Here is a 23,216-nt window from a genome sequence, read left to right as displayed (position 1 = left end):
TTCGCCCCCCGATTCCGTCACTATAGAAGCCGCCGATCGCGCCGAAGACACGGGGCGCCGACTGACCGAGGATTGAGTCTTGACTGACGAGCTGCGACTGATGGCCGTTCACGCGCACCCCGACGACGAGTCGAGCAAGGGCGCGGCCACCATGGCGAAGTACGTGTCCGAGGGGGTGGACGTGCTGGTGGTGACCTGCACCGGCGGGGAGCGCGGGTCCATCCTCAATCCGAAACTCCAGGGTGACCGGTACATCGAGGAGAACATCCACGAGGTCCGCCGCAAGGAGATGGACGAGGCCCGCGAGATCCTGGGCGTCCGGCAGGAGTGGCTCGGCTTCGTCGACTCCGGGCTGCCCGAGGGCGACCCGCTGCCGCCGCTGCCCGAGGGCTGCTTCGCCCTGGAGGACATCGACAAGGCCGCCGGGGAACTGGTGCGCAGCATCCGCTCCTTCCGTCCGCAGGTGATCACCACCTACGACGAGAACGGCGGCTACCCGCACCCCGACCACATCATGACCCACAAGATCTCCATGGTGGCGTTCGAGGGCGCGGCGGACTCCGAGAAGTACCCCGAATCCGAGTTCGGCCCCGCCTACCAGCCGCTGAAGCTCTACTACAACCAGGGCTTCAACCGCCCCCGCACCGAGGCGCTGCACCAGGCGATGCTCGACCGCGGCCTGGAGTCGCCGTACGGGGAGTGGCTCAAGCGGTGGAACGAGATGGTGCGCACCGAGCGCACGCTGACCACCCACGTGCCCTGCGCGGACTTCTTCGAGATCCGCGACAAGGCGCTGATCGCCCACGCCACGCAGATCGACCCGGACGGCGGCTGGTTCAAGGTGCCGCTGGACCTCCAGAAGGAGGTCTGGCCGACCGAGGAGTACGAACTGGCGAAGTCCCTCGTCGACACCTCCCTCCCCGAGGACGACCTCTTCGCGGGCGTCCGGGACAATGCCTGACATGAGCGCAAGCGTGAGCCTGGCAGTGACGCACCTCGTCCCCCTCGCCAAGGAGGTGGACGAGAACAAGGTCACCCCCGGTGTCCTCGGCTTCATCGTCTTCGCGGTGATGGCCCTGGCCGTGTGGGGTCTGATGAAGTCGATGAGCAAGCACATGCGGAAGGTCGACTTCCAGGAGTCCCCGGACGCCGACGCGGACAAGGCCGGACAGCAGGCCGACTCCCCGGCCCGGCAGGGCTGACCCGGGGCCACCGCCCCGCCGGCACCGCCATCCCCTCCCTCACCGAGCGGGCGTGGCGGTCCGGCGCCATGCGCGCACGGCGGACCGCGTCCGGCGTGCGACGCAGAAGGGTGCGGCAGCCTTGATCACGCCGGTGAACACCTCGCCGTCCCGGTACGCCCTGGTGGCGGGATCGAGAGGGCCTGCGGCGGCGTCCCGGGCGTTGGCCAGGAGTCGTACTGCTCCGCGCTGACCTGCGTACGCATCCACGCGGGCGCCACCATCTCGGCGGTCATGATGTACCTCCTGCGAGGAGCCTCGACAGATCCAGCCTGTTTTCCCGGGTACCGGGGCGCCCGGTGCGGAAAAGCGCCCGGAGAGGTCGGCACCGGCCTGTTCCGCCCGTTCGCGCGCAACCCCGGGGCCTGGGGCGGGCTCCGCCGACGGGGTCGGGCGTTGTGAGAGGCTGGATCGTATGAACCGGTTGGCTGGTGTGACCTCGCCGTATCTGCTTCAGCACGCTGACAATCCGGTCGACTGGTGGCCCTGGACACCGGAGGCTTTCGAGGAAGCGCGGCGGCGTGGTGTGCCCGTTCTGCTGTCGGTCGGATACTCCGCGTGCCACTGGTGTCACGTCATGGCGCACGAGTCCTTCGAGGACCGGGCCACCGCCGACTACCTGAACGAGCACTTCGTCAGCGTCAAGGTCGACCGGGAGGAACGCCCGGACGTGGACGCCGTCTACATGGAGGCCGTCCAGGCGGCCACCGGACAGGGCGGCTGGCCCATGACCGTGTTCCTCACCCCGGACGCCGAACCCTTCTACTTCGGCACCTACTTCCCGCCCGCCCCCCGGCACGGCATGCCCTCCTTCCGGCAGGTGCTGGAGGGCGTCCAGCAGGCCTGGACCACCCGCCACGACGAGGTCACCGAGGTCGCCGGGAAGATCGTCCGCGACCTCGCCCAGCGGGAGATCAGCCACCAGGGCGACCGCGTGCCCGGCGAGCAGGAGCAGGCGCAGGCCCTCCTCGGGCTCACCCGCGAGTACGACCCGCAGCGCGGTGGATTCGGCGGCGCGCCCAAGTTCCCGCCGTCCATGGTGCTGGAGTTCCTGCTGCGGCACCACGCCCGGACCGGCGCCGAGGGCGCCCTCCAGATGGCGCGGGACACGTGCGAGCGGATGGCGCGCGGCGGCATCTACGACCAGCTCGCCGGCGGGTTCGCCCGCTACTCCGTCGACCGCGACTGGGTCGTGCCGCACTTCGAGAAGATGCTCTACGACAACGCCCTGCTCTGCCGGGTGTACGCCCACCTGTGGCGGGCCACCGGGTCGGAGCTGGCCCGGCGGGTCGCGCTGGAGACCGCCGATTTCATGGTCCGCGAGCTGCGCACGACCGAGGGCGGGTTCGCCTCCGCCCTCGACGCCGACAGCGACGACGGCAGCGGGCGGCACGTGGAGGGGGCGTACTACGTCTGGACGCCCGAAGAGCTGCGCCGGGTGCTCGGTGACGACGACGCCGGCCTCGCCGTCCGGTACTTCGGCGTGACCGACGAGGGCACGTTCGAGCACGGCCGGTCCGTGCTCCAGCTCCCGCGGACGGAGGACGTCGCCGACGCCGGGCGGATCGCGTCCGTGCGGAGCCGGCTGCTCGCCGAGCGCGCGCGGCGGCCCGCCCCCGGCCGGGACGACAAGGTCGTCGCCGCCTGGAACGGGCTCGCCGTCGCCGCCCTCGCCGAGACCGGCGCCTACTTCGGCCGGCCCGACCTGACCGAGGCCGCCCTCGGCGCCGCCGACCTGCTCGTCCGCGTCCACCTGGACGAACACGCCCGCCTCGCCCGCACCAGCAAGGACGGCCGCGTCGGCCCGAACGCGGGTGTGCTGGAGGACTACGCCGACGTCGTCGAGGGCTTCCTCACGCTGGCCTCCGTCACCGGCGAGGGCGTCTGGCTGGACTTCGCCGGGCTCCTCCTCGACCAGGTGCTGACCCGGTTCACCGACCCGGAGACCGGCGCCCTGTACGACACCGCCGCCGACGCCGAGCAGCTCATCCGCCGGCCCCAGGACCCCACGGACAACGCCACCCCCTCCGGCTGGACCGCCGCGGCCGGCGCGCTGCTCGGGTACGCCGCCCACACCGGCTCCGAGGCCCATCGCACCGGCGCCGAAAGGGCGTTGGGGGTGGTGAAGACGCTCGGGCCGCGGGTGCCCCGGTTCATCGGGTGGGGGCTCGCCGTCGCCGAGGCGCTGCTCGACGGGCCGCGCGAGGTGGCCGTCGTCGGACCGGCCCGGGACGACGAGCGGACGACCGCCCTGCACCGTACGGCTCTCCTGGCGTCCGCTCCGGGTGCCGTGATCGCCCGTGGCGTCCCGGACGGCGACGAGTTCCCGCTCCTCGCCGACCGCGTCCTCATCGACGGAGAACCGACCGCGTACGTCTGCCGGGGCTTCGTCTGCGACCTGCCGGTGACGGACCCGGCGGCCCTGGAGACACGGCTGACCACCCCCTGAACCACCGCCCGCTCGGCACCGCCGGGCCGGGCCGGCGACCTCAGCCGTTCCGGGTACGCATGTTCAACGCCCGCTCCACGACCGCCTCCAACTGTTCGTGGTGGGCGCCCTTCCAGTAGGCCCGGCCGCAGTCGGCGCACCGGGCGAAGACGTCGTACGACCGCTGGGTGCCGTCCTCGAGCTGGCCGGCGACCTCCTCCCTGGTGGCCTCCCTCAGCAGGCCGTTGCAGGCGGTGCAGCGGGTCCAGGGGCTGAGGGCGGGGGCGAAGCGGTCCAGGACGTCATGCAACTGGTCGTCGGGCCGGGGTGCTGCGGACGAAGGCGCCGGCCCACAGTTCGCGGCGGCGCAGCAGCCCCCGGTCACGGCTCAGCAGGACCCGCTTCTCGGCCGCCGAGCGGGCGGCTAGCGCCGGATCGCCGATGTCCGTCGACTCGTACGCCGTGTCCACGCCGAGCAGCCGCAGCCGGCGGGCCAGGGTGCCGAGATGGACGTCGAGGAGGAAGCGGAGGGGCGCGCCGGGGACCCGCTGGGGGCGTGCCACGTCCTGGACCCGCACGGTCTCGCCCGCCGCCGGGGATGTGGGACCGGGCGACCTCGCGGCCGTCCACGACCAGCGCGCCGACCTCGGTCAGCGGCACCCCGAGGGACTCCACGACGTGGCCGAGGGTCGAGACGCCGTCCGTGGCCAGGGCCGTGGCGCCGGCGCGCCGGGCGGGCGGCACGAACAGCCGGAGTGCGGGGGCGATCTCGACGTGGATCCCGGGTCCGTTCACCCTGTCAGGATCGCACGGGCCGCCGTCCGCGCCTCAGCCGTTCTCCCCGGTCAGGCCGTGCGCCAGGACGTCCAGGGCGCGGTCGGCCAGGGACGCGAGGTCGTCCCGGTGGCCCTTCTCCGCCCAGTACAGCGAGGTCTCCATCAGGCCGCCGACCAGGGCCATGGCGTGGACGCGGACCTCCAGGCCGTCCGGGTCGCGGCCGGTGCGCTCGCCGATGGCCCGGCAGAGCATGCGGCCGGTGCCCGCCATGCTCTCGCGCATGCGGGAGCGGACCGCCGGGACCTGGACCATCAGCCGCGTCCGCAGTCGGCAGGTGCGGGCGTCCTCCTCGGCTCCCCGCAGGACGGCCTGGCGCAGGACGTGGCGGACGGTGTCCGGCCAGGGCTCCGCCGGGGGCCGCCGCCGGATCTCGGCCAGGAGGAGCGCGTCGTACGCGTCGGACGCGTCGGTGACGACGATGTCCTCCTTGGCCGGGAAGTACCTGAGGACCGTCGACGGCGACACCTCGGCCCGGGCGGCGATCCGGTCGATCGTCGTGGCCTCCCAGCCCTGCTCCTCGATCAGCGTGTACGTGGCCGCGCGGATCGCCTCCCGGGTCTTGGTCTTCTTGCGTTCGCGCAGGCCGGGGCGGCGCCCGTCGGGGGTGGAGGCGGTGGGCGGGGGTGCGGCCGTCATGCCCGTCATTGTCGGGCATCCGCCGTGGCGGCGGCCACGGCCGGGGCAGCCGCGCGGGCCGGGCACGGCGCCACCGGGGGACGGGAAACGGCCACGGCCGGGGGGAGCCGTGGCCGTGCCGGGTGCGGGACGGACGGGGTCAGGCGTGCTGGTAGGCCACCAGCGAGATGCCGACGTAGTGGACGACGAACGCGGCGAGGGTGAGGGAATGGAAGACCTCGTGGAAGCCGAACCAGCGCGGTGACGGGTTCGGCCGCTTGATGCCGTAGACCACGCCGCCGGCGCTGTAGAGCAGCCCGCCGACGACCACCAGGACCAGGACGGCGATGCCGCCGGTGCGCGCGAAGTCGGGCAGGAAGAAGACGGCCGCCCAGCCCATCGCGATGTAGCAGGGCGTGTAGAGCCAGCGCGGGGCGCCGACCCAGAAGACGCGGAAGGCGATGCCGGCCGCCGCGGCGCCCCAGATCCCCCACAGCAGCCACCGGCCCTTGGTGCCGGGCAGGAGCAGCAGGGTCAGCGGGGTGTAGGTGCCCGCGATGATCAGGAAGATGTTGGCGTGGTCGAGGCGGCGCAGGACGCGGTCCATCCGGGGGCTCCAGTCGCCCCGGTGGTACAGCGCGCTGACGCCGAAGAGCAGGCAGGCCGTGAGGACGTAGATCCCGCAGGCGACGCGGCCCCTGGAGGAGTGGGCGCCGGCGGTGAGCACGAGTCCCGCGATGAGTACGGCCGGAAACATGCCCAGGTGGAGCCAGCCGCGGAGCCGGGGCTTGACCGGGTGCGGCAGGGAGAGTTCGACGGGACCGCGGCCGGCGGCCGGCGTGTCCGTGGGCGTGTCGGGGACGGACGCAGTCATGGACCGCATGGTACCCAGGCCACCGGAAATCGCCCATCAGTGCTGCCCTTCGAAGGCGCCGAGGCAAAAAGTCCTTCAGTTGAACCCAACGCGGACGCAAAGAATCGCGGTAACCGTGGGATTCCTCACGCTGCTCACCTGTGATGCCCTCTGGACAGATGGGCACTAAACTCGGATGATCAAATGAGTGCGGTCGGCACCGGATGAGCGGGCTACGAAGCATCCGGGCCGCGGCCCCCACGGGGCGAACAACACAAAAATCCCTCATTTAGGAGCAATCGTGGCGCGCGACATCGCGGCTCCCACCGTCGTCCCCACCCACCACCAGGAACTGATCTCGTGGGTCAACGAGATCGCCGAACTGACGCAGCCGGACAGTGTGGTCTGGTGCGACGGCTCCGAGGCCGAGTACGAGCGGCTGTGCGAGGAACTGGTAGCGAAGGGCACGTTCCGGAAGCTGGACCCGGTCAAGCGCCCCCACTCCTACTACGCCGCCTCCGACCCGACGGACGTCGCGCGCGTGGAGGACCGCACCTTCATCTGCTCCGAGGAGGAGCAGGACGCGGGCCCGACCAACCACTGGAAGGCCCCCGCCGAGATGCGGGAGATCTTCGCCGGCGAGCAGGGCCTGTTCCGCGGCTCCATGCGCGGCCGCACCATGTACGTCGTGCCCTTCTGCATGGGCCCCCTCGGCTCCCCGCTGTCCGCGATCGGCGTGGAGATCACCGACTCCGCCTACGTCGCCGTCTCCATGCGCACGATGACCCGCATGGGCCGGGCCGTCCTGGACGAGCTGGGCGACGAGGGCTTCTTCGTGCGCGCCGTCCACACCCTCGGCGCCCCCCTGGAGGAGGGCCAGGAGGACGTGCCGTGGCCGTGCAACTCCACCAAGTACATCTCGCACTTCCCCGAGTCGCGCGAGATCTGGTCCTACGGCTCCGGCTACGGCGGCAACGCCCTGCTCGGCAAGAAGTGCTACGCCCTGCGCATCGCCTCCGTCATGGCCCGCGACGAGGGCTGGCTCGCCGAGCACATGCTGATCCTCAAGCTCACCCCGCCGCGGGGCGAGTCCAAGTACGTCGCCGCCGCCTTCCCGAGCGCCTGCGGCAAGACCAACCTCGCCATGCTGGAGCCCACGATCTCCGGCTGGACCGTCGAGACGATCGGCGACGACATCGCCTGGATGCGGTTCGGGGAGGACGGCCGCCTCTACGCGATCAACCCGGAGGCCGGCTTCTTCGGCGTCGCGCCCGGCACCGGTGAGCACACCAACGCCAACGCGATGAAGACCCTGTGGGGCAACGCCGTCTTCACCAACGTCGCGCTCACCGACGACGGCGACGTGTGGTGGGAGGGCATGACCGAGGAGCCCCCGGCCCACCTGACCGACTGGAAGGGCAACGACTGGACGCCGGCCTCCGGCACGCCGGCCGCCCACCCCAACGCCCGCTTCACCGTGCCGGCCTCGCAGTGCCCGATCATCGCGCCCGAATGGGAGGACCCCAAGGGCGTGCCGATCTCGGCGATCCTCTTCGGCGGCCGGCGCGCCAGCGCGGTGCCGCTCGTGACGGAGTCCTTCGACTGGAACCACGGCGTGTTCCTCGGCGCCAACGTGGCCTCCGAGAAGACCGCGGCCGCCGAGGGCAAGGTCGGCGAGCTGCGCCGCGACCCGTTCGCGATGCTGCCGTTCTGCGGCTACAACATGGGCGACTACATGGCCCACTGGGTCGACGTGGCCAAGGACAAGGACCAGTCGAAGCTGCCGAAGATCTACTACGTCAACTGGTTCCGCAAGAACGACGACGGCGCCTTCGTCTGGCCCGGCTTCGGCGAGAACTCCCGCGTTCTGAAGTGGATCGTGGAGCGGCTGGAGGGCACGGCCGAGGGGGTCGAGACGCCGATCGGCATCCTGCCGGCCAGGGGTGCCCTGGACACCGACGGCCTCGACCTGTCCGAGTCCGACCTGGACTTCCTGCTCACCGTCGACACGGACGTGTGGCGCGAGGAGGCCGCCCTGGTCCCCGGTCACCTGGAGACCTTCGGCGAGCACACGCCGAAGGAGCTGTGGGACCAGTACCGCGCGCTGGTGGAGCGCCTGGGCTGACCGCCCCCGACGACTCCACGGCCGGTCGCGTGCCCTGACCAGCGATCGTCACGGCCGGCCGTGGGACCCACCTGACCGGAAGGGCCCCGCACAACGGCGTGCGGGGCCCTTCCGCCGTCCGCACGCCCGCTGCTCGGGCCGACAAGGCTCTGGCCGGGAAGGCTCTGGCCGGGAAGGCTCGGGCCGGGAGGGCGGCCGCAGCGCGGAAGCCGGCCGACAGGCGTGATGCGCCGGCCGGGTACCGCGTGGTGTGTGGCGCCCGGTCCGCGCGTCGCTGCGGGTGCACGCGGACCGGGGCCGATCGGGGGAGCCGGGCAGGGGGTCAGCGGGTGGTGCTGAGTTCCTGCGGCCCGGACAGTGCGGCGCCGTGTGCGTCCATCCGCTCCGCCGTGAGGATCGCCGCGGCCGTGTCCGCGCGCGAGGCGGCGACGAGGAGCGCGCGTGCGGCGAGCGTGTGGGCCCGCCGGTGCAGCGCGCGCGGGTCGCCCCCCGCGGCCGGCGCCGCCCGCAGGGGCGTACGCCCGCCCCGCAGCCGGGTCACCTGCACCGCGAGCCGCTCCGCGGCCGTGTCCAGGTCGGCGGACGGGGCCAGTGCACGCAGCTCGTCGGTGACGGCGAGCAGTGCCGAGAGGTGGCCGGCGAGCTGGATGTCCAGCTCCTCCTCGCGCGAGCGGTGCGGGAAGCCGGAGGCGGTGCCGGCCGTCGTGGTGTGGACCGACTTGGTGCGGATCGGTTCGTACATGGGACGGCCTCCTGTGCTCTGACAGGAAACCATCCTAGCTTGGATTTCGTCTAAAGTTGAGCCGGGTCACGGAATGCGGTCCTCCGCTGTCCCTCCGTCCGCGACGGCGGCCGGCTACGGCTGGCTGTAGCCGTCCAGGAAGGTGCCGATCCTGGTCACGGCGTCCCGCAGGTCGGCGACCGTCGGCAGGGTCACCACCCGGAAGTGGTCCGGTTCGGGCCAGTTGAAGCCCGAACCCTGCACGACCATGATCTTCTCCTGCCGCAGCAGGTCCAGGACCAGTTGCCGGTCGTCCTTGACCTTGAAGACCCGCGGGTCCAGGCGCGGGAACAGGTACAGCGCACCCCTGGGCCGTACGCAGCTCACACCCGGGATCTGCGTCAGCAGCTCGTAGGCGGTGTCCATCTGCTCCCGCAGCCGCCCGCCCGGCAGCACCAGGTCGTTGATCGTCTGCCGTCCGCCGAGCGCGGCGACCACCCCGTGCTGGCCCGGCATGTTGGCGCACAGCCGCATGTTCGCCAGGATCGTCAGACCCTCGATGTAGGAGTCGGCGTGCGCGCGCGGGCCGGAGATGGACATCCAGCCGACGCGGTAGCCCGCCACCCGGTAGGCCTTCGACATGCCGTTGAAGGTCAGGGTGAGCAGGTCGGGGGCGACCTTCGCGGTCGGGGTGTGCGTGGCGCCGTCGTAGAGGATCCGGTCGTAGATCTCGTCGGAGCAGACCAGCAGGTTGTGCCGCCGCGCGATGTCGGTCAGGCCCTTGAGCATCGCCTCGTCGTACACCGCGCCCGTGGGGTTGTTCGGGTTGATGATGACGAGCGCCTTGGTGCGGTCGGTGACCTTGCGCTCGATGTCGGCGAGGTCGGGCATCCAGTCCGCCTGCTCGTCGCAGCGGTAGTGCACGGCCGTGCCGCCGGAGAGGGAGACGGCCGCGGTCCACAGGGGGTAGTCCGGGGCGGGTACGAGGACCTCGTCGCCGTCGTCCAGCAGGCCCTGCATCGCCATCACGATCAGCTCGGAGACCCCGTTGCCGATGAAGACGTGCTCGACGTCCGTCTCGATGCCGATGGTCTGGTTGTGCATGACGACCGCGCGGCGGGCGGCGAGCAGGCCCTTGGCGTCGCCGTAGCCGTGCGCGGTGGAGACGTTGCGGAGGATGTCCTCGAGGATCTCCGGGGGGCACTCGAAGCCGAACGCCGCCGGGTTGCCGGTGTTGAGCTTGAGGATGCGGTGGCCCGCCGCCTCCAGCCGCATGGCCTCCTCGAGAACCGGCCCCCGGATCTCGTAACAGACGTTGGCGAGCTTCGTCGACTGGATCACCTGCATGCCGCGAGCTTACGGCGCGGTAACGCCTCGTGGGTCGTGTTTTCCACCACGCGAGACACCGGGCTTTGCCCGGATATCGCCGTTGGTTGTCTCAGGAGTCACTTGCGTCTCTAGAATCCGCTGACATGTCCACGGAACGGGAGCGCGAGGCGGGGGCGCACGACCCGCGGGGAGCGGGCGGCGCGCCGGGAGTCCGGCCGAACGTCTACCACCCGCGGCCGGCCCCGGCCCCGGCCTACGAGGAGTACGCCGACCCGGCCGCGGCGCACGGCTGGCAGGACGCGTACGGCGGCACGCGCGAGCTGCCCACGGTGCCGGCGGAAGCCGCGCCGGACGGGCCGGGCGGGGGCCGGGCCGGGCGCCGCCGGGCGCGGCGGCGCGGGAGTGACCGCCGCCGGGTGGCCGTGGTCGCCGGGGCCCTCGGGGTGGCCGGAGCTGTCGTGGTGATCGCCGTTCTGACCGGTTCCCACGCCCCGGCCGGACCGCGTCCCGTGGACGGCGGACGGGTCGCGGGCGGTGCCCGTGCCACCGACGGCGGCGGCACGGACACGCCCGCCCCGGCCGCGACGGCACCGGCCGCCACGGCCCCGGTCACCACGGTCCCGGCCGCCGCCGCGGGGTCCGCCGTGGCCGCGCCCTCCCGCCCGGCCGCCGCCCGCCCCGCCGGCGGTACGGCCCCGGGCGTCACCCCCGGCGGGCCGAGTGGGCCGGCCGGGCCGGACGGCAGCCCGGCCGCCACGACCACGACCACGACCACGGCCCCGGCGACGGTCCCGGCCGGCCCTGTGTCCACGGCCCCGACCGCCGGCCCGACGGCGTCCGGGTCCAGCGGTCCGTACGGCCGGGGCCACGGCCACAGATGGCCGAGACGGCCGCGCTGACCCGGGCGGACGCGTCAACGCCGGTGCCCGCACCGGTGGTTGGACGCCGGGTGTGCCCTGGAACCGGCCACGGTCCGAAAGTCGACCTCGCGCACAGGGAAACCCCTATGACCTGACGCGGCTCCTTGTCCCCGAGCCCGCCGGCGCCTGAGAATGCGCATGACAATCGATGGGCGACCGGAGGACCTCCGGTCGCCCAAGTCGTAAGAGGGGACCCCCACATGAACAAGCCTCTCCTTGCCGCGCTCTCCTCCCTGGCGATAGCCGGGCTGGGCGCGACACCGGCGATCGCGGCCCCGTCCGCCGCACCGCACACCACGGCCCCGCACGCCGCCGCGCAGGCCGCCGCCCCGCACTCCGCCAAGGCCGCCGCGGTGACCGTCAACTTCGCCGGCACCGTCTCGCTCAGCAACTGCTCCGGCTCCGTCATCCGCTTCCCCAACTCCGCCGACACCGACCCGGCCCTCGTGCTGACCAACGGTCACTGCCTGGAGACCGGCTTCCCGGCGCCGGGCGAGGTCATCACCGGTCAGTCCTCCAGCCGTACCTTCGGGCTGCTGAACTCCGCCGGCACCAAGGTCGCCACGCTCCGCGCCAACCAGGTCGTCTACTCGACCATGACGGACACCGACGTCACGATCTACCGGACCACCACCACGTACGCGGCGATCCGGAGTTCGTACGGCATCAGCCCGCTCACCGTGCAGGACACGCACCCGGTCGCCGGCACCGCCATCAAGGTGGTCTCCGGCTACTGGAAGCGCATCTACAGTTGCAACATCGACGGGTTCGTGTACCGCCTGAAGGAGGGCGACTGGACCTGGAAGGACTCGGTCCGTTACACCTCGGCCTGCAACACCATCGGCGGCACCTCCGGCTCCCCGGTCATCGACACCGCCACCGGCAAGGTCGTCGCCGTGAACAACACCGGCAACGAGGACGGTGAGCGCTGCACGGAGAACAACCCGTGCGAGGTGGACGCGAACGGCAACGTCACCGTCCGCCAGGGCATCAACTACGCCGAGGAGATCTACAACATCCCGGCCTGCTTCACGACGGGCAACAAGCTCAACCTGAGCGCGTCCGGCTGCACGCTGCCCAAGCCGTAGCCACCGGCGGCGGGCGGTCACACCGGAGTACGGCGGACCGCCCGCCCCGCCAGCACGTCCGTCCGCCTGCCGTCCTCGATGACGAACCGGCCGTCGACCAGGACGTACGGGATGCCCTCGGGCAGCCGGCGCGGCTCGGCGAAGGTTGCGCCCGGCGCGACCGCCCCCGGGTCGAACAGCACCAGGTCGGCCCGGTACCCCTCGCGCACCAGCCCCCGGTCGGGCAGCCGCAGCCGGGCCGCGGGCCGCCCGGTGAGCCGGGCCACGCACTCCTCCAGCGTCAGCACGCCCGACTCCCGCACGTAGTGCCCGAGATAGCGCGGGAAGGTGCCGTACGCGCGCGGGTGCGGCTTGCTGCCCCGCAGGATGCCGTCGGAACCGCCGGTGTGCGCCCGGTGCCGCATGATCGCGCGGACGTTCTCCTCGTGGCCCACGTGCTGGAGGACCGTCGTACCCAGCCGGTCCCGCAGCAGCAGTTCGCGGGCCGTGGCCCAGGGCGTCTCGCCGCGCAGGTCCGCCGCCTGCCGCACCGTGCGGCCCACGAGATCGCCCAGCGCCGGGTCGGTGACCCCGGAGATCTCGACCGTCTCCCACTCCACGGGCACGCCGTGGCAGCCGTCGGAGCCGGTGACCTCCAGGTCGTGCCGGATGCGCTCGGCCGCCGCCGGATCGGCGAGCCGGGCCAGGACCTCCCGCGGGCCGCCCTCGCTCGCCCAGCCCGGCAGCAGCGCGGCCAGGGTGGTGCAGCCGGGGGTGTAGGGGTAGGTGTCCAGCGTGATGTCGGCGCCCTCGTCCAGGGCCCGGTCGAGCAGGGCCAGCAGCTCGGGCGCCCGGCCCCGGTTCACGCCGAAGTTCATCGTCGCGTGGGCCAGGTGCAGCGGGCAGCCGGCCTCCCGGGTCAGGGCGATCATCTCGGCGTAGGCCGCCAGGGCGCCGGCGCCGTAGGAGCGGTGGTGGGGGCAGTAGTAGCCGCCGTACGCCGCCACCACCCGGCACAGCTCGGTCAGTTCGCCGTCCGGGGCGTACATGCCGGGGGTGTAGGTCAGGCCGGAGGACAGCCCGACCGCGCCCTGCTCCAGCCCCTCGGCCACCAGCCGCCGCATCCGGTCCAGTTCCCCGGGGGTGGCCGCGCGGTCCTCCCAGCCGACGACGAGGGCCCGGACCGTGCCCTGCGGGACGAGGTAGGCCGCGTTCACGGCGATGCCGCGGTCCAGCCGGTCGAGGTACTCGCCCACCGACCGCCAGTCGAAGTCGATGTCGTCGCCGTACCCGTTCCAGCCGGTGATCGCCCGGCGCACCTCGGCCAGGGTGCGGTCGTCCACCGGCGCGTACGACAGCCCGTCCTGGCCGATCACCTCCAGCGTGACCCCCTGCGCGGCCTTCGCGCTGTGGTCGGGGTCGCGCAGCAGGGCCAGGTCGGAGTGGGCGTGCATGTCGATGAAGCCGGGGGAGAGGACCAGGCCCTCGGCGTCCAGCTCCCGCACGGCCCCCGGCCGCTGGCAGCCCGCCGCGGCGGCCTCCTTCACGATCGAGACGATCCGGCCGGCGTCGACCACGACGTCGGCGCGGTAGGAGTCCGCGCCGCTGCCGTCGACGACGTCGGCGTCGCGGATGACCAGATCCTCCACGCGGGGGCCTCCTAGAAGAACGTGCGGACGTAGTCGACGACCGTGCCGTCGGCCTCGGCCACCGGGATGAGCTGCCACTTGTCGAAGACCGTGCACGGGTGGGACAGCCCGAAGCCGATCCAGTCCCCGACCCGGACGTCCGCGCCGGGCGCGGTGCGCAGCCACAGGTGCTGGTCGGACAGGGCGCTCACCTCGATGCCGGCCGCCGGACGCTCGGTACCGTCCCGGCGTACCACGTGGGCCACCGGCAGGTCGAGGTCGTGGGCGGCGTCGCGCTTGCCCGCGTTGACGAACGCCTCCGTGGGCGACGGCCGGGACACCACCTGGGCCCACAGCCGGAACGCGGGCTCCAGCGCGCCCTCCTCGGGCACCCGGTTGAACGGCGTCAGCCGGTCGTAGTGCACGTCGTCGTGCGAGACGTAGGCGCCGGAGCGCAGCAGCCGCAGCACCGGCAGGGAGAGCGCGGGGACGGTGGCGAAGACATCGGCGACCGCGTCGAACCACTCGCTGCCGCCGGCGCTCACCACGACGGTGTCCGCCCCGGCGAAGCGCCCGGCCCGGTCGAACTCCACCGCGAGGCCCACCAGCCGCTCCAGCCACTGCCGCACCCGCTCCGGGGAGGCGTCCGGCACCTGGGCCTCGTACCCCGCCACGCCGACGAGCCGCAGCGTGCCGGTGCCGGCCACCGCGTCGGCGACCGCCGCGGCCTCCGCCCCGGTCCGCACACCGGTCCGGGCCCCCTCGCCCGCGCCCAGCTCCACCACCACGTCCACCGGACGGGCCGCGCCCCGCAGCGCCGCGTCCATCAGCTCCACCCCGCGCACGGAGTCGACGTAGCAGACGAACCGGAACTCCGGGTCGGCGGCCAGCTCGGCGGCGATCCAGCGCAGCGCGGAGGCGTCCACCAGCTCGTTGGCGAGGAAGACCCGCCGGACGCCGAACGCACGGGCGACCCGCACCTGGTGGGGGACGGCCAGCGTGATCCCCCAGGCGCCGTGGGCGAGCTGGCGGTGGAAGAGCTGCGGAGCCATGGATGTCTTGCCGTGCGGGGCGAACGCCAGGCCGTGCCGGGCGGTGTACGTCTCCATCAGCGCGAGGTTGTGCGCGAGGCGCTCGGCGGACAGCGCGAGCACGGGGGTGGTGAAGCCGTCGTCCACCCGGAACAGATTGCGGCGCTGGGCCGTCAGTTCGCCGACGGTCAGGCCGTCGGCGTCCGGCGGAAGGCCCTTGAAGCGGTGGTCGACACGCTCCGCGGACAGACGGGCGAGCCGTTCCCCGGCCAGGCGGGCGAGCGCTTCGGTGCTCATGGAGCCCCTTCCTCGGTCCGTGCATCATTGCAATATGTGCAACAGCCATTGCATACAGTGCTGACTGGTGTCTAGCATCTCGCCGAACACCGGGTCAACGGAAGACCGTCACCCGGCAATCGACAGGAGTCATCATCGACGACGCTGCTTACGCCTCGGCCGTTGCGCAACCGTGGAACATCGTCGACGTGGTGACGCTCGGCGAGTCCATGGTCACCTTCCTGCCCAGCCGGCCCGGCCGCCTCGCCGACGTGCCCTCCTTCGACCGGGCCATCGGCGGCGCCGAGTCCAACGTGGCCTGCGCGCTGGCCGCGTTCGGCCACACGGCGCGCTGGGTCGGCCGGGTCGGCGCCGACGGCTTCGGCGACCACCTGGTGGAGCGGATCGCCGGACACGGGGTCGACGTCTCCGCCGTACGCCGGGACACCCGCCGGCCCACCGGCGTGTACTTCCGCACCGCCGGCGACCGCGGAACGGGCGCCCACGAGGTGGCGTACTACCGGGAGGGCTCGGCCGCCTCCGCGATGAGCACCGGGAACGTGAACCTGGCGGCCGTCCGGGCGGGGCGCGTGCTGCACCTGTCGGGCATCACGGCCGCACTGTCCGCCGACTGCCTGGCGCTGATGCGCGCGCTGACGGCCCCCGGCCCCGGCCGCCCCCTGCTCTCCTTCGACCTCAACCACCGCCCGGGCCTCGCGGGAACCGACCCGGCGGCCCTCCTGGAGCTGGCCCGCGGGGCCGACCTCGCCTTCGTGGGGGAGGACGAGGCGGAGCAGGCCTGGGGCGTCACCGGGGGACCGGCGGCGATCCGCGAGGCCCTGCCCGAGCCGGCGGTGCTGGTCGTCAAGCAGGGGGCGGGGGGAGCGACGGCGTTCGACGGCGGGCCCGCCTTCGAACGGGCCCCGCACACGAGCGTCGTCGCGCCCACCGGCGCCGGGGACGCCTTCGCCGCAGGCTTCCTCTCCGCCACCCTGCGCGGACTCCCCGTCCGCGACCGCCTCCGCCACGGCCACCTGATGGCCGCCGCCGCCCTCACCACCCCCGGCGACCTCGCCACACCCCCCGCCCGCGGCCACGCCGACCGCCTCGCCGCCCTGGACGACGACGCATGGGGGAGACTTCGACTCGGCCCCGGCTGGACACAGGCCGACCGGGCCCCGGAGGAGGCGAACACCCCATGAGTCAGACCGTCGACCGCGCCCTGAGCATCCTGCCGCTGCTCGCCGAGGGCCCCGCAGACCTCGGGCAGGTCGCCGACCGCCTGGGCGTCCACAAGTCCACGGCGCTGCGTCTCCTGCGCACCCTGCACGAGCACGGCATGGTCTACCGCCAGTCCGACCAGCGCTACCGCCTCGGCGCCCGCCTCTTCGCCCTCGCACAGGAGGCGATGGAGAACCTCGACGTCCGCGAGATCGCCCACCCGCACCTCGCGCGCCTGAACGAGAGTTGCGGACACACCGTCCACCTCGCCGTGTACGAGGAGAACGAGGTCCTGTACATCGACAAGGTCGACAGCCGCTATCCGGTCCGCATGTACTCGCGGATCGGCAAGCCCGTCGCCATCACGGTCGCCGCCGTGGCCAAGCTGCTCCTCGCCGACCTCCCCGAACCCGAGCGCCGCGCCCTCGCGGACAAGCTCGACTACCCCCTGTACACCTCCCGCTCCACCCCCGACGCCGCGGCGTTCCTGCGCGAGTTGGAGCAGGTACGCGAACAGGGCTGGGCCACCGACCTCGGTGGCCACGAGGAGTCCATCAACTGCGTCGCCGCACCGATCCGCGGCGCCGACGGACGCGTCGTCGCCGCCATGTCGGTCTCCGCGCCCAACGTCGTCGTCACCGCCGACGAACTCCTCACCCTGCTCCCGCAGGTGCGCCGTACCGCGGAGGCGATCAGCGGCGAGTACTCCGGAAGAACGCCAGTGAAGGGCAGCCCCGCATGACCGAGAAGACCGCGCTCACCCCGAAGACCCACACCGCCCCGCCCGCCGCGTTCTCGCACGGCGTCAGGAAGGGCAACATCCTCCAGGTCGCCGGCCAGGTCGGCTTCCTGCCCACCGAGGAGGGCCGGCCCCCGACACCGGCGGGCCCCACCCTGCGCGAGCAGACCCTCCAGACCCTCGCCAACGTACGGGCGATCCTCCAAGAGGGCGGCGCGAGCTGGGACGACGTCATGATGATCCGCGTCTACCTCACCGACGTCGGCCACTTCGCCGAGATGAACGAGATCTACAACGCCTACTTCGCGGAGCAGGGCCTCACCCAGCCGCCCGCCGCCCGCACGACGGTCTACGTCGGCCTGCCCGCCGGCCTGCTCATCGAGATCGACGCACTGGCCGTCCTCGGCTGAGCCCCTGACGCCCCCTCACCTCCCGCACGTCCCGCACGGCACGGCACCCTCCGGGGCGCCGTGCCGCGCTCCCCCCTGCCCGAAAGCAGCATGCCTTCACGAAGAGGACCCCCGTATGTCCGTTCCGCTCACCGCACCGGCACCCGCCACCCCACCCCACACCGGGGGCCTGCTCCTCCTCGTCGACGGCACCCCCGGCCTGCTCACGGTCGCCGCCCTCGGCATCGCCCTGCTCCTGCTGCTGATCATCAAGGTCAGGCTCCAGCCGTTCGTCGCCCTCCTCGCCGTGTCCATAACCGTCGGCCTGCTGGCCGGCCTCTCGGTCACCGAACTCTTCGGCACGGTCCAGCGTTCCGACGCCGTATCGACCATCGAGTCCGGCATGGGCGGCATCCTCGGCCACGTCGCGATCATCATCGGCCTCGGCACGATGCTCGGTGCGATCCTGGAGGTCAGCGGCGGCGCGGAGGTGCTCGCCGGCCGCCTCCTGGGCCTGTTCGGCGAACGCCGCGCCCCCCTCGCCATGGGCCTGACGGGCCTGCTCTTCGGCATCCCCGTCTTCTTCGACGTCGGCATCTTCGTCCTGGCCCCGATCGTCTACGCCGCCGCCAGGCGCTCGGGCAGGTCGGTCCTGCTCTACTGCCTGCCGCTCCTCGCCGGCCTGTCCATGACCCACGCCTTCCTGCCGCCGCACCCCGGCCCGGTCGCCGCCGCCGGACTGCTCCACGTCCAGCTCGGCTGGATCATCCTCATGGGCGCCGTCTGCGGCCTCCCCGCCGTCCTGGCGGCCTGGGCGTACGCCGCCTGGATCGGGCAGCGGATCCACGTCGCCGTACCGCAGGACATGGCCGACGCGGCGGAGGAGGCGAAACGTACCGTCCTGGCCGGACAGCGTGCCCAGGGCGTGGCCCCGCAGGAGCGGCCGGTGCCGCTCGGCACGGTCCTCGCCGTCATCGGCACGCCCCTGCTGCTGATCCTCGCCGCGACCTTCTCCTCCATCGCCCTGGACCCGTCCCCCGGCCGCTCGGTGCTGGAGTTCGCCGGCAACCCCTTCGTCGCCCTGACCGTCGCCCTGCTCCTGGCCTGCTACCTCCTCGGCATCCGGCGCGGCTGGTCCCGCACGTCCCTGGAGGCGGTGGCGACGTCGTCCCTGAAGCCCGTCGGCAACATCCTGCTGGTGGTCGGCGCCGGCGGGGTCTTCGGCGCCGTACTGAAGGCCAGCGGGGTCGCGCAGGCCCTCTCGGACACCTTCCACGACGTGGGACTGCCGGTGATCGCCCTCTCCTACCTGGTCTCGCTCGTGCTGCGGGTCGCCCAGGGCTCGGCGACGGTGGCCATCGTGACGACGGCGGGAATCGTGGCACCCCTGCTGTCGGCGGACCACCACTCCCAGGCCTTCACCGCCCTCGTCATCATGGCGATCTCCGCCGGGTCCATCTTCGCCTCGCACGTCAACGACGGCGGCTTCTGGATGGTGGCGAAGTACTTCGGCATCAGCGAACGCGACACCCTGCGGACATGGACGGTTCTGGAGTCGGTGCTGTCGGTGGCGGGGTTCGCGGTGGCCGGTGTGGTCAGCGTATTCGTGGTCTGACTGGTTACGGCACAGGGAAGTCGTCCATACTGCCGCCGTGGAGCAGCGCACAGGAGCGAGCAGCAAGCCGTCGGAGGGCGAGCCGTTGGACGCCGAGCCGTTGAAGGTCGAGCCCGTGACGGGCGCCGGTTTCGACCCCGCCTTCATCCCGGGCCTCACGGGCCCGCCGCCCACGGGTCCGGTGACGAAGGGTCCGGGAGCGAAGGGACCGGCGGCCGGGAAGCCGGCGGCCGAGGATCCGGCGTCGGACGATCCCGTGGCGGACGACCCAGCCGCCGGGAGGACGACGGCCGACACGGCCATTACCCCGGCGGCAGCGGCGCCGGCCGGGGACGCGGACCTCTCGTCGGACCCTCGGTCGGACGCCTCGCCGTCATCCGGTCCGGCGGACGACGAAGCGTCCGAGGGGCCGGTGTTCGAGGCCTCCGACCGCCGCGCCCGGATCGTCGCCGACCACCGGGGGGTCCGCCTCCGCCTGGACGAGGAGGCCTGCGAGTTCTCCTGGGAGGAGATCGCCGCGGTGGAGACGGAGTCGCCCCGCTTCGGCAAGCGCTTCACGATCACCGTGCACACCCCTGACCGCCGCTGGTACCCGATCGAGATCGAGGCGGCGGCCAGGGCGCGCTTCACGGAGTGGGAGTCGGCACTGGACGCGGTGCTCGACGCCTACTTCGAGGAGGCCTAGCCGCTAACCGCAGTACTGGGCCGCCTTGCCGATGGCCCGGTACATGCAGTCCGCGTTCTCCAGTAGCTGCAACACGGCGTCCTTGTTCCGGGAGGTCTCCCGCTCGATCACCTCGTCGGGCGGGTAGAACCCGCCTCCACCGGACGCCGGATACATCTCGAAGGTGTAGTCGAAGATCTTCTGCGTACCCCACAGATAGTCGTCGATCGACCCGTCGGTGATGTACAGGTCACTGGACTGCTCCGGCGTGTACCCGTTGCTCGCCGCCATCTTCTCCCCCACGGCCTTGTACGCGGCGGCGTCGTCCGCGGTCATCCCGGACGCCGTGTCCGCGTACGTGTACCCGAACGGCCACAGCACCAGTTCGCTGTAGGTGTGGAAGTCGATGCCGGCCCTGATCTGCTGCCGTCCGCCGACGACCCGGCTGCGCACGAAGTCGGCGACGACCCGCACCTCGGGCGCGGACTCGGCGGCGGACCCGCGGTAGGTCTCCGAGGACGTCGACCCGGACGAACCGCCGCAGCAGCCCCACTTGTAGTCCCAGTTCCGGTTGAGGTCCGTACCGACGTACGAGGAACCGGAGTTGGGCTGCCGGTTCTTCCGCCAGGACCGGTAGGACCCGCTGGCGATGTCGTACTCGCCCCCGTCCGGGTTCAGATCCGGGACGATCCATATCTCCCGGCTGTTGACGAGGTTCGTGATCCGGGAGTCGGTCCCGTACCCCGCGCCCAGCTCGCGCAGCAGGTACAGCGCCATCTCCACGGTCAGGTGCTCCCGCGCGTGCTGGTGGGCGGTGAACAACACCTCGGGCTCGTCCTCGTCGGTACCGACGTTGTCACTGACCTTGATGGCGACGATGTCCCGCCCCTGGTACGACTTCCCGATCACCCGCCGGCTCATGATGCCCGGGTAGGCGGCGAGCCGCTGGTCGATCTCGGCGTTCATCTCGGCGAAGTTGTGGTACTTCGAGTCGGCGCTCGGGAAGTCGTACAGCCGGGCTCCGGCCCGCTGCGGGGCGGCGCCCAGGGGCTGGACGTCGTAGCCCAGCCGGCGCAGCCGCCGGATCTGCTCCGCCCGCCCGGAGACGACGACGGTCTCCTCGTCGGCCTCGTCGACGGTGACCCCGGTCGCCTGAATGGCCGTACGGGTCACGGGAGTCGTGCTCCGGTGGATCTCGTACTGCCGGATGTCGTCGTCGGAGGGAGCGGCCCGGTGGACACTGTCGGCACTGGCCCGGCCGACGGTGGCCGAGACCGGGGCGGCGAGGGCCAGGGCCAGCAGGGCGCCGAGGGCGGCGGTACGTCTGCCGCCGCGCGCGCCGGAGCCGCGGATACGAAGTCGCATGAACTCTCCTTGGGTCTCCAGGGGTTCCGGGATCGCCGGAAGTGGGGGTGGAGCTGGGGAGCTGGGGGTGCGCCAGTGCGACGTGCTGATGCGGACCCGCCGTGAGGCATTGCTGTGAGTCCGCTGTGCGGGCTGGCGCTCATGGTGAGGCGTTGGCATGCCTGGGTCAAGTACGCGCACGGCTCGTGCGGCCGGGGGCACCGCGAACCGGCCGACCCCGCCGACGCGCGCCGCGGGCACGCGGACAGCGCGCCGCTCCCCGGGGGGGAAGGGCGCGCTGCCGGTGGGCGAGGTCAGTGCTCACCGCCGCACGGACGGGTGAGGATCAGTGACGCCCGCCACGCCGTCCGCCGTCGCGGTGGTCGCGGTCGCCGTCGCGGTGGCCACGGCGGTCGCGGTCGCCGTCGCGGTGGCCACGGCGGTCGCGGTCGCCGTCGCCCCAGGAGATGGAGTCGATGAATCGGCCGCGGTCGTTGCGGAGGGTCGCGGTGTCGTGGTCGTCGCCCCACACGGAATGGCGGCGGTCCTGGTAGAGGTCGTTCCGGTTGTCCCGGCCGAAACCGGTGTGCACGCGGACGGTCGCCTCGCCTCCCAGCCGGTAGTGCCGGAAGGTGTAGGTGTGGCCGTCCTCGTCGGACAGCGTCCACCCGTCGAGGTTCACGCCTCGGCGGCTCTCGTTGGTCAGCTCCACCCACTCCCGGTTCAGGGGACGCTCGAAGCGGTCGTGACGGGTCGACGGGTGCTGCACGCCGCTGATGACCACCTCGGTGCGGTACGAGCGGCCGTGGTCACGGTCGGCGGCCGAGGCCGGCAGTGCCACCGCACCCACGACGGCGGTCGCCGCCAGGGCGGCGGCAGCGACACGGCGGGCGGTGACGGAAACGGAAACGGACACGAAGTCCCCCTTCGCAAGGGTTGTACACACCCCGCCGGCGACGGCCCAGGGCGCGTGCGGCGGCGAAGTGCGGTGTACGGGTGGCGGCCGGTCGGCCGCACATCCACACCATGCAGCGGCATGCGGGGACGACGACGCAGACCCGGACCACCGTTACAATCCGGGCACGCATCTGTGACTCACGGCTGCAATGTCCATGTATGCACCCCATTGCCACTGAGCGCCCAACTCGAGAACACGCCGCGACACCCCTCACCCGAAAGTGGGTAACAGCGGGGGCGGGTGATGCGACGTCAGGCAAACCAGAAGAGGGCCGGCCGAAGACCTGGGCTCAGCAGAGGGGGTGCCACCGGCGAAGGTCCGCCGATGCGGAAGGCGTCCAACCGCAGCAACCGCCCCCGAACGGGCGCCGGTACTTCACCTGGCGTGAGCGGCATGCCCCACGGACTAGACCCGATCCGTACCGGAGCAGTGGAACCCGCGTCCACCGGGACGACGCGCGGGCCCGCGTTTCACTAAATCTGAGATCCGCCCGCTTCGCTCCTGCCGTGGCTCATTGCTGTTGGAGGGTGGACTGGTCCGGAAGGTGCACAGTTACGCCACGATCGGAAAATTCCGCGAAATCTTCGACTGACAGAATGAGGCGGTCTTGATCCAGGTCGGCGCCGCAGAAATATCTTGCCCCGGGTGCGCCGACATAAAGCAAGTCCAGATCGGCCAGTACTTCGTCCCTATCGCCCAGAAGTGCTTCTTTGTCCGGGGCGTAGGCGACCATGATGAATTTGTGACGCCCGAGTGGAGTGCTAGAAAAATTGTCGACCCACTCCGGTTGAGGATCCCCTTCTTCGAAAGGGATGTGAAGGCCCGGTGTATCTGCCCAATCGATCTGACTAGTCCCCCACGATAGAGTGTTGAGGTAGTCAAACAGTTGCATTACCTCTCTGGGGCTCACAATTTTACACTCATGGCTTTTCCGCCATGCCTTCACGTACTGATTCTCGATTTCCATCACATCTCCCTAAGTGTGCGGCAGGTGAGCCAGCACCTCGTAGTATGCCTGCTTGGCCGCCTCGGGGTCATTCTTCCTGACCATGCTCGCCCCGTAATCCCAACCGTCGCTTCTCTTTGGTCCATTCCTCACCCACCAGTTCACGTGGAAGCCCTTCTCTGGATCCTTGGGATCGAAGTCGACGCGCCAGCCCCGCATGCCGTCCGGGCTTTGCATACCCGTTACTCGACCGGCATGCGGGCCGATCT

Annotated in this window: 20 protein-coding genes and 2 pseudogenes; 11 read left to right on the top strand and 11 right to left on the bottom strand. The window is 71.9% G+C overall.

Annotation, left to right across the window (positions count from 1 at the left end):
- Positions 1-79: 79 nt before the first annotated feature.
- Entirely contained in the window at positions 80-961 is an 882-nt protein-coding gene (gene mca, locus D9753_RS13110; protein WP_121787193.1) for a mycothiol conjugate amidase Mca, read from the top strand.
- A complete protein-coding gene (locus tag D9753_RS13105) occupies positions 954-1,202 on the top strand; it encodes a hypothetical protein (RefSeq protein ID WP_121787192.1) in 249 nt (82 codons plus the stop codon). The genes mca and D9753_RS13105 overlap by 8 nt, the downstream gene beginning before the upstream one ends.
- Positions 1,203-1,408: 206 nt before the next feature.
- On the opposite strand, the pseudogene D9753_RS39335 reads toward D9753_RS13105, so the two are convergent.
- Positions 1,409-1,477, bottom strand: a pseudogene (locus D9753_RS39335) (Uma2 family endonuclease); the annotation flags it as partial.
- 179 nt (positions 1,478-1,656) lie between these two features.
- On the opposite strand from D9753_RS39335, the gene D9753_RS13095 reads away from it, so the two are divergent.
- Positions 1,657-3,690 carry a thioredoxin domain-containing protein gene (locus D9753_RS13095; protein ID WP_121787191.1) on the top strand — a complete coding sequence of 678 codons (2,034 nt, stop codon included), beginning with the start codon at positions 1,657-1,659 and terminating at the stop codon, positions 3,688-3,690.
- A 40-nt stretch (positions 3,691-3,730) separates the two neighbouring features.
- Here the strand turns inward: D9753_RS13095 and D9753_RS13090 are convergent.
- The 3 genes and pseudogenes from D9753_RS13090 to trhA all read right to left on the bottom strand — a co-directional run bounded on the left by D9753_RS13090 (position 3,731) and on the right by trhA (position 5,995).
- Positions 3,731-4,464, bottom strand: a pseudogene (locus D9753_RS13090) (Mut7-C RNAse domain-containing protein).
- 33 nt (positions 4,465-4,497) lie between these two features.
- Positions 4,498-5,151: a TetR/AcrR family transcriptional regulator gene (locus D9753_RS13085; protein ID WP_121787190.1), complete on the bottom strand. Its 654-nt coding sequence runs from the start codon at positions 5,149-5,151 to the stop codon at positions 4,498-4,500.
- 130 nt (positions 5,152-5,281) lie between these two features.
- Entirely contained in the window at positions 5,282-5,995 is a 714-nt protein-coding gene (gene trhA, locus D9753_RS13080) for a PAQR family membrane homeostasis protein TrhA (protein ID WP_121791045.1), read from the bottom strand.
- Between the two features lie 280 nt (positions 5,996-6,275).
- Here trhA and D9753_RS13075 point away from each other — a divergent pair, with 280 nt between their 5' ends.
- A complete protein-coding gene (locus tag D9753_RS13075) occupies positions 6,276-8,099 on the top strand; it encodes a phosphoenolpyruvate carboxykinase (GTP) (protein ID WP_121787189.1) in 1,824 nt (607 codons plus the stop codon).
- Between the two features lie 322 nt (positions 8,100-8,421).
- On the opposite strand, the gene D9753_RS13070 is transcribed toward D9753_RS13075, so the two are convergent.
- Both D9753_RS13070 and D9753_RS13065 read right to left on the bottom strand, forming a co-directional pair.
- Positions 8,422-8,841 carry an SCO4983 family protein gene (locus D9753_RS13070; RefSeq protein ID WP_121787188.1) on the bottom strand — a complete coding sequence of 140 codons (420 nt, stop codon included), beginning with the start codon at positions 8,839-8,841 and terminating at the stop codon, positions 8,422-8,424.
- Positions 8,842-8,955: 114 nt separating this feature from the next.
- Positions 8,956-10,167, bottom strand: a complete 1,212-nt coding sequence (locus D9753_RS13065; protein ID WP_121787187.1) for a pyridoxal phosphate-dependent aminotransferase — start codon at positions 10,165-10,167, stop codon at positions 8,956-8,958.
- 125 nt (positions 10,168-10,292) lie between these two features.
- Here D9753_RS13065 and D9753_RS13060 point away from each other — a divergent pair, with 125 nt between their 5' ends.
- Together D9753_RS13060 and D9753_RS13055 are read left to right on the top strand one after the other, a co-directional pair.
- Entirely contained in the window at positions 10,293-11,048 is a 756-nt protein-coding gene (locus tag D9753_RS13060; RefSeq protein WP_121787186.1) for a hypothetical protein, read from the top strand.
- 221 nt (positions 11,049-11,269) lie between these two features.
- Entirely contained in the window at positions 11,270-12,157 is an 888-nt protein-coding gene (locus D9753_RS13055) for a S1 family peptidase (RefSeq protein WP_121787185.1), read from the top strand.
- 17 nt (positions 12,158-12,174) lie between these two features.
- Here D9753_RS13055 and D9753_RS13050 read toward each other — a convergent pair whose 3' ends face one another.
- Both D9753_RS13050 and D9753_RS13045 read right to left on the bottom strand, forming a co-directional pair.
- The gene (locus tag D9753_RS13050) at positions 12,175-13,785 is read right to left on the bottom strand and encodes an N-acyl-D-amino-acid deacylase family protein (protein ID WP_121787184.1); all 1,611 of its coding nucleotides are present in this window, start codon (positions 13,783-13,785) and stop codon (positions 12,175-12,177) included.
- 11 nt (positions 13,786-13,796) lie between these two features.
- Positions 13,797-15,092: an alanine racemase gene (locus D9753_RS13045; protein ID WP_121787183.1), complete on the bottom strand. Its 1,296-nt coding sequence runs from the start codon at positions 15,090-15,092 to the stop codon at positions 13,797-13,799.
- 179 nt (positions 15,093-15,271) lie between these two features.
- On the opposite strand from D9753_RS13045, the gene D9753_RS13040 reads away from it, so the two are divergent.
- From D9753_RS13040 to D9753_RS13020, 5 genes are all read left to right on the top strand, one after another.
- Complete coding sequence (locus tag D9753_RS13040; RefSeq protein WP_276209461.1) at positions 15,272-16,273, top strand: sugar kinase; 1,002 nt, start codon at positions 15,272-15,274, stop codon at positions 16,271-16,273.
- Positions 16,270-17,034 carry an IclR family transcriptional regulator gene (locus D9753_RS13035; protein ID WP_121787182.1) on the top strand — a complete coding sequence of 255 codons (765 nt, stop codon included), beginning with the start codon at positions 16,270-16,272 and terminating at the stop codon, positions 17,032-17,034. The genes D9753_RS13040 and D9753_RS13035 overlap by 4 nt, the downstream gene beginning before the upstream one ends.
- A complete protein-coding gene (locus D9753_RS13030) occupies positions 17,031-17,441 on the top strand; it encodes a RidA family protein (RefSeq protein WP_121787181.1) in 411 nt (136 codons plus the stop codon). The genes D9753_RS13035 and D9753_RS13030 overlap by 4 nt, the downstream gene beginning before the upstream one ends.
- Positions 17,442-17,556: 115 nt before the next feature.
- The gene (locus tag D9753_RS13025) at positions 17,557-19,035 is read left to right on the top strand and encodes a GntP family permease (RefSeq protein ID WP_121787180.1); all 1,479 of its coding nucleotides are present in this window, start codon (positions 17,557-17,559) and stop codon (positions 19,033-19,035) included.
- Between the two features lie 37 nt (positions 19,036-19,072).
- Positions 19,073-19,720, top strand: coding sequence for a hypothetical protein (locus D9753_RS13020; RefSeq protein WP_121787179.1), 648 nt, complete (start codon positions 19,073-19,075; stop codon positions 19,718-19,720).
- 3 nt (positions 19,721-19,723) lie between these two features.
- Here the strand turns inward: D9753_RS13020 and D9753_RS13015 are convergent, their stop codons facing one another.
- From D9753_RS13015 to D9753_RS36530, 3 genes are all read right to left on the bottom strand, one after another.
- Positions 19,724-21,064, bottom strand: a complete 1,341-nt coding sequence (locus D9753_RS13015; protein WP_121787178.1) for a M14 family metallopeptidase — start codon at positions 21,062-21,064, stop codon at positions 19,724-19,726.
- Positions 21,065-21,389: 325 nt separating this feature from the next.
- Positions 21,390-21,959 (bottom strand): lamin tail domain-containing protein, encoded by a 570-nt coding sequence (locus tag D9753_RS13010; RefSeq protein ID WP_121787177.1) that lies wholly within the window; start codon positions 21,957-21,959, stop codon positions 21,390-21,392.
- A 553-nt stretch (positions 21,960-22,512) separates the two neighbouring features.
- Positions 22,513-22,968, bottom strand: a complete 456-nt coding sequence (locus D9753_RS36530; RefSeq protein WP_163010694.1) for a hypothetical protein — start codon at positions 22,966-22,968, stop codon at positions 22,513-22,515.
- Positions 22,969-23,216: the final 248 nt, after the last annotated feature.

Source organism: Streptomyces dangxiongensis (assembly GCF_003675325.1).
Taxonomy (GTDB): Bacteria; Actinomycetota; Actinomycetes; order Streptomycetales; family Streptomycetaceae; genus Streptomyces; species Streptomyces dangxiongensis.
This window is presented reverse-complemented; position numbering and strand designations above follow the sequence as displayed.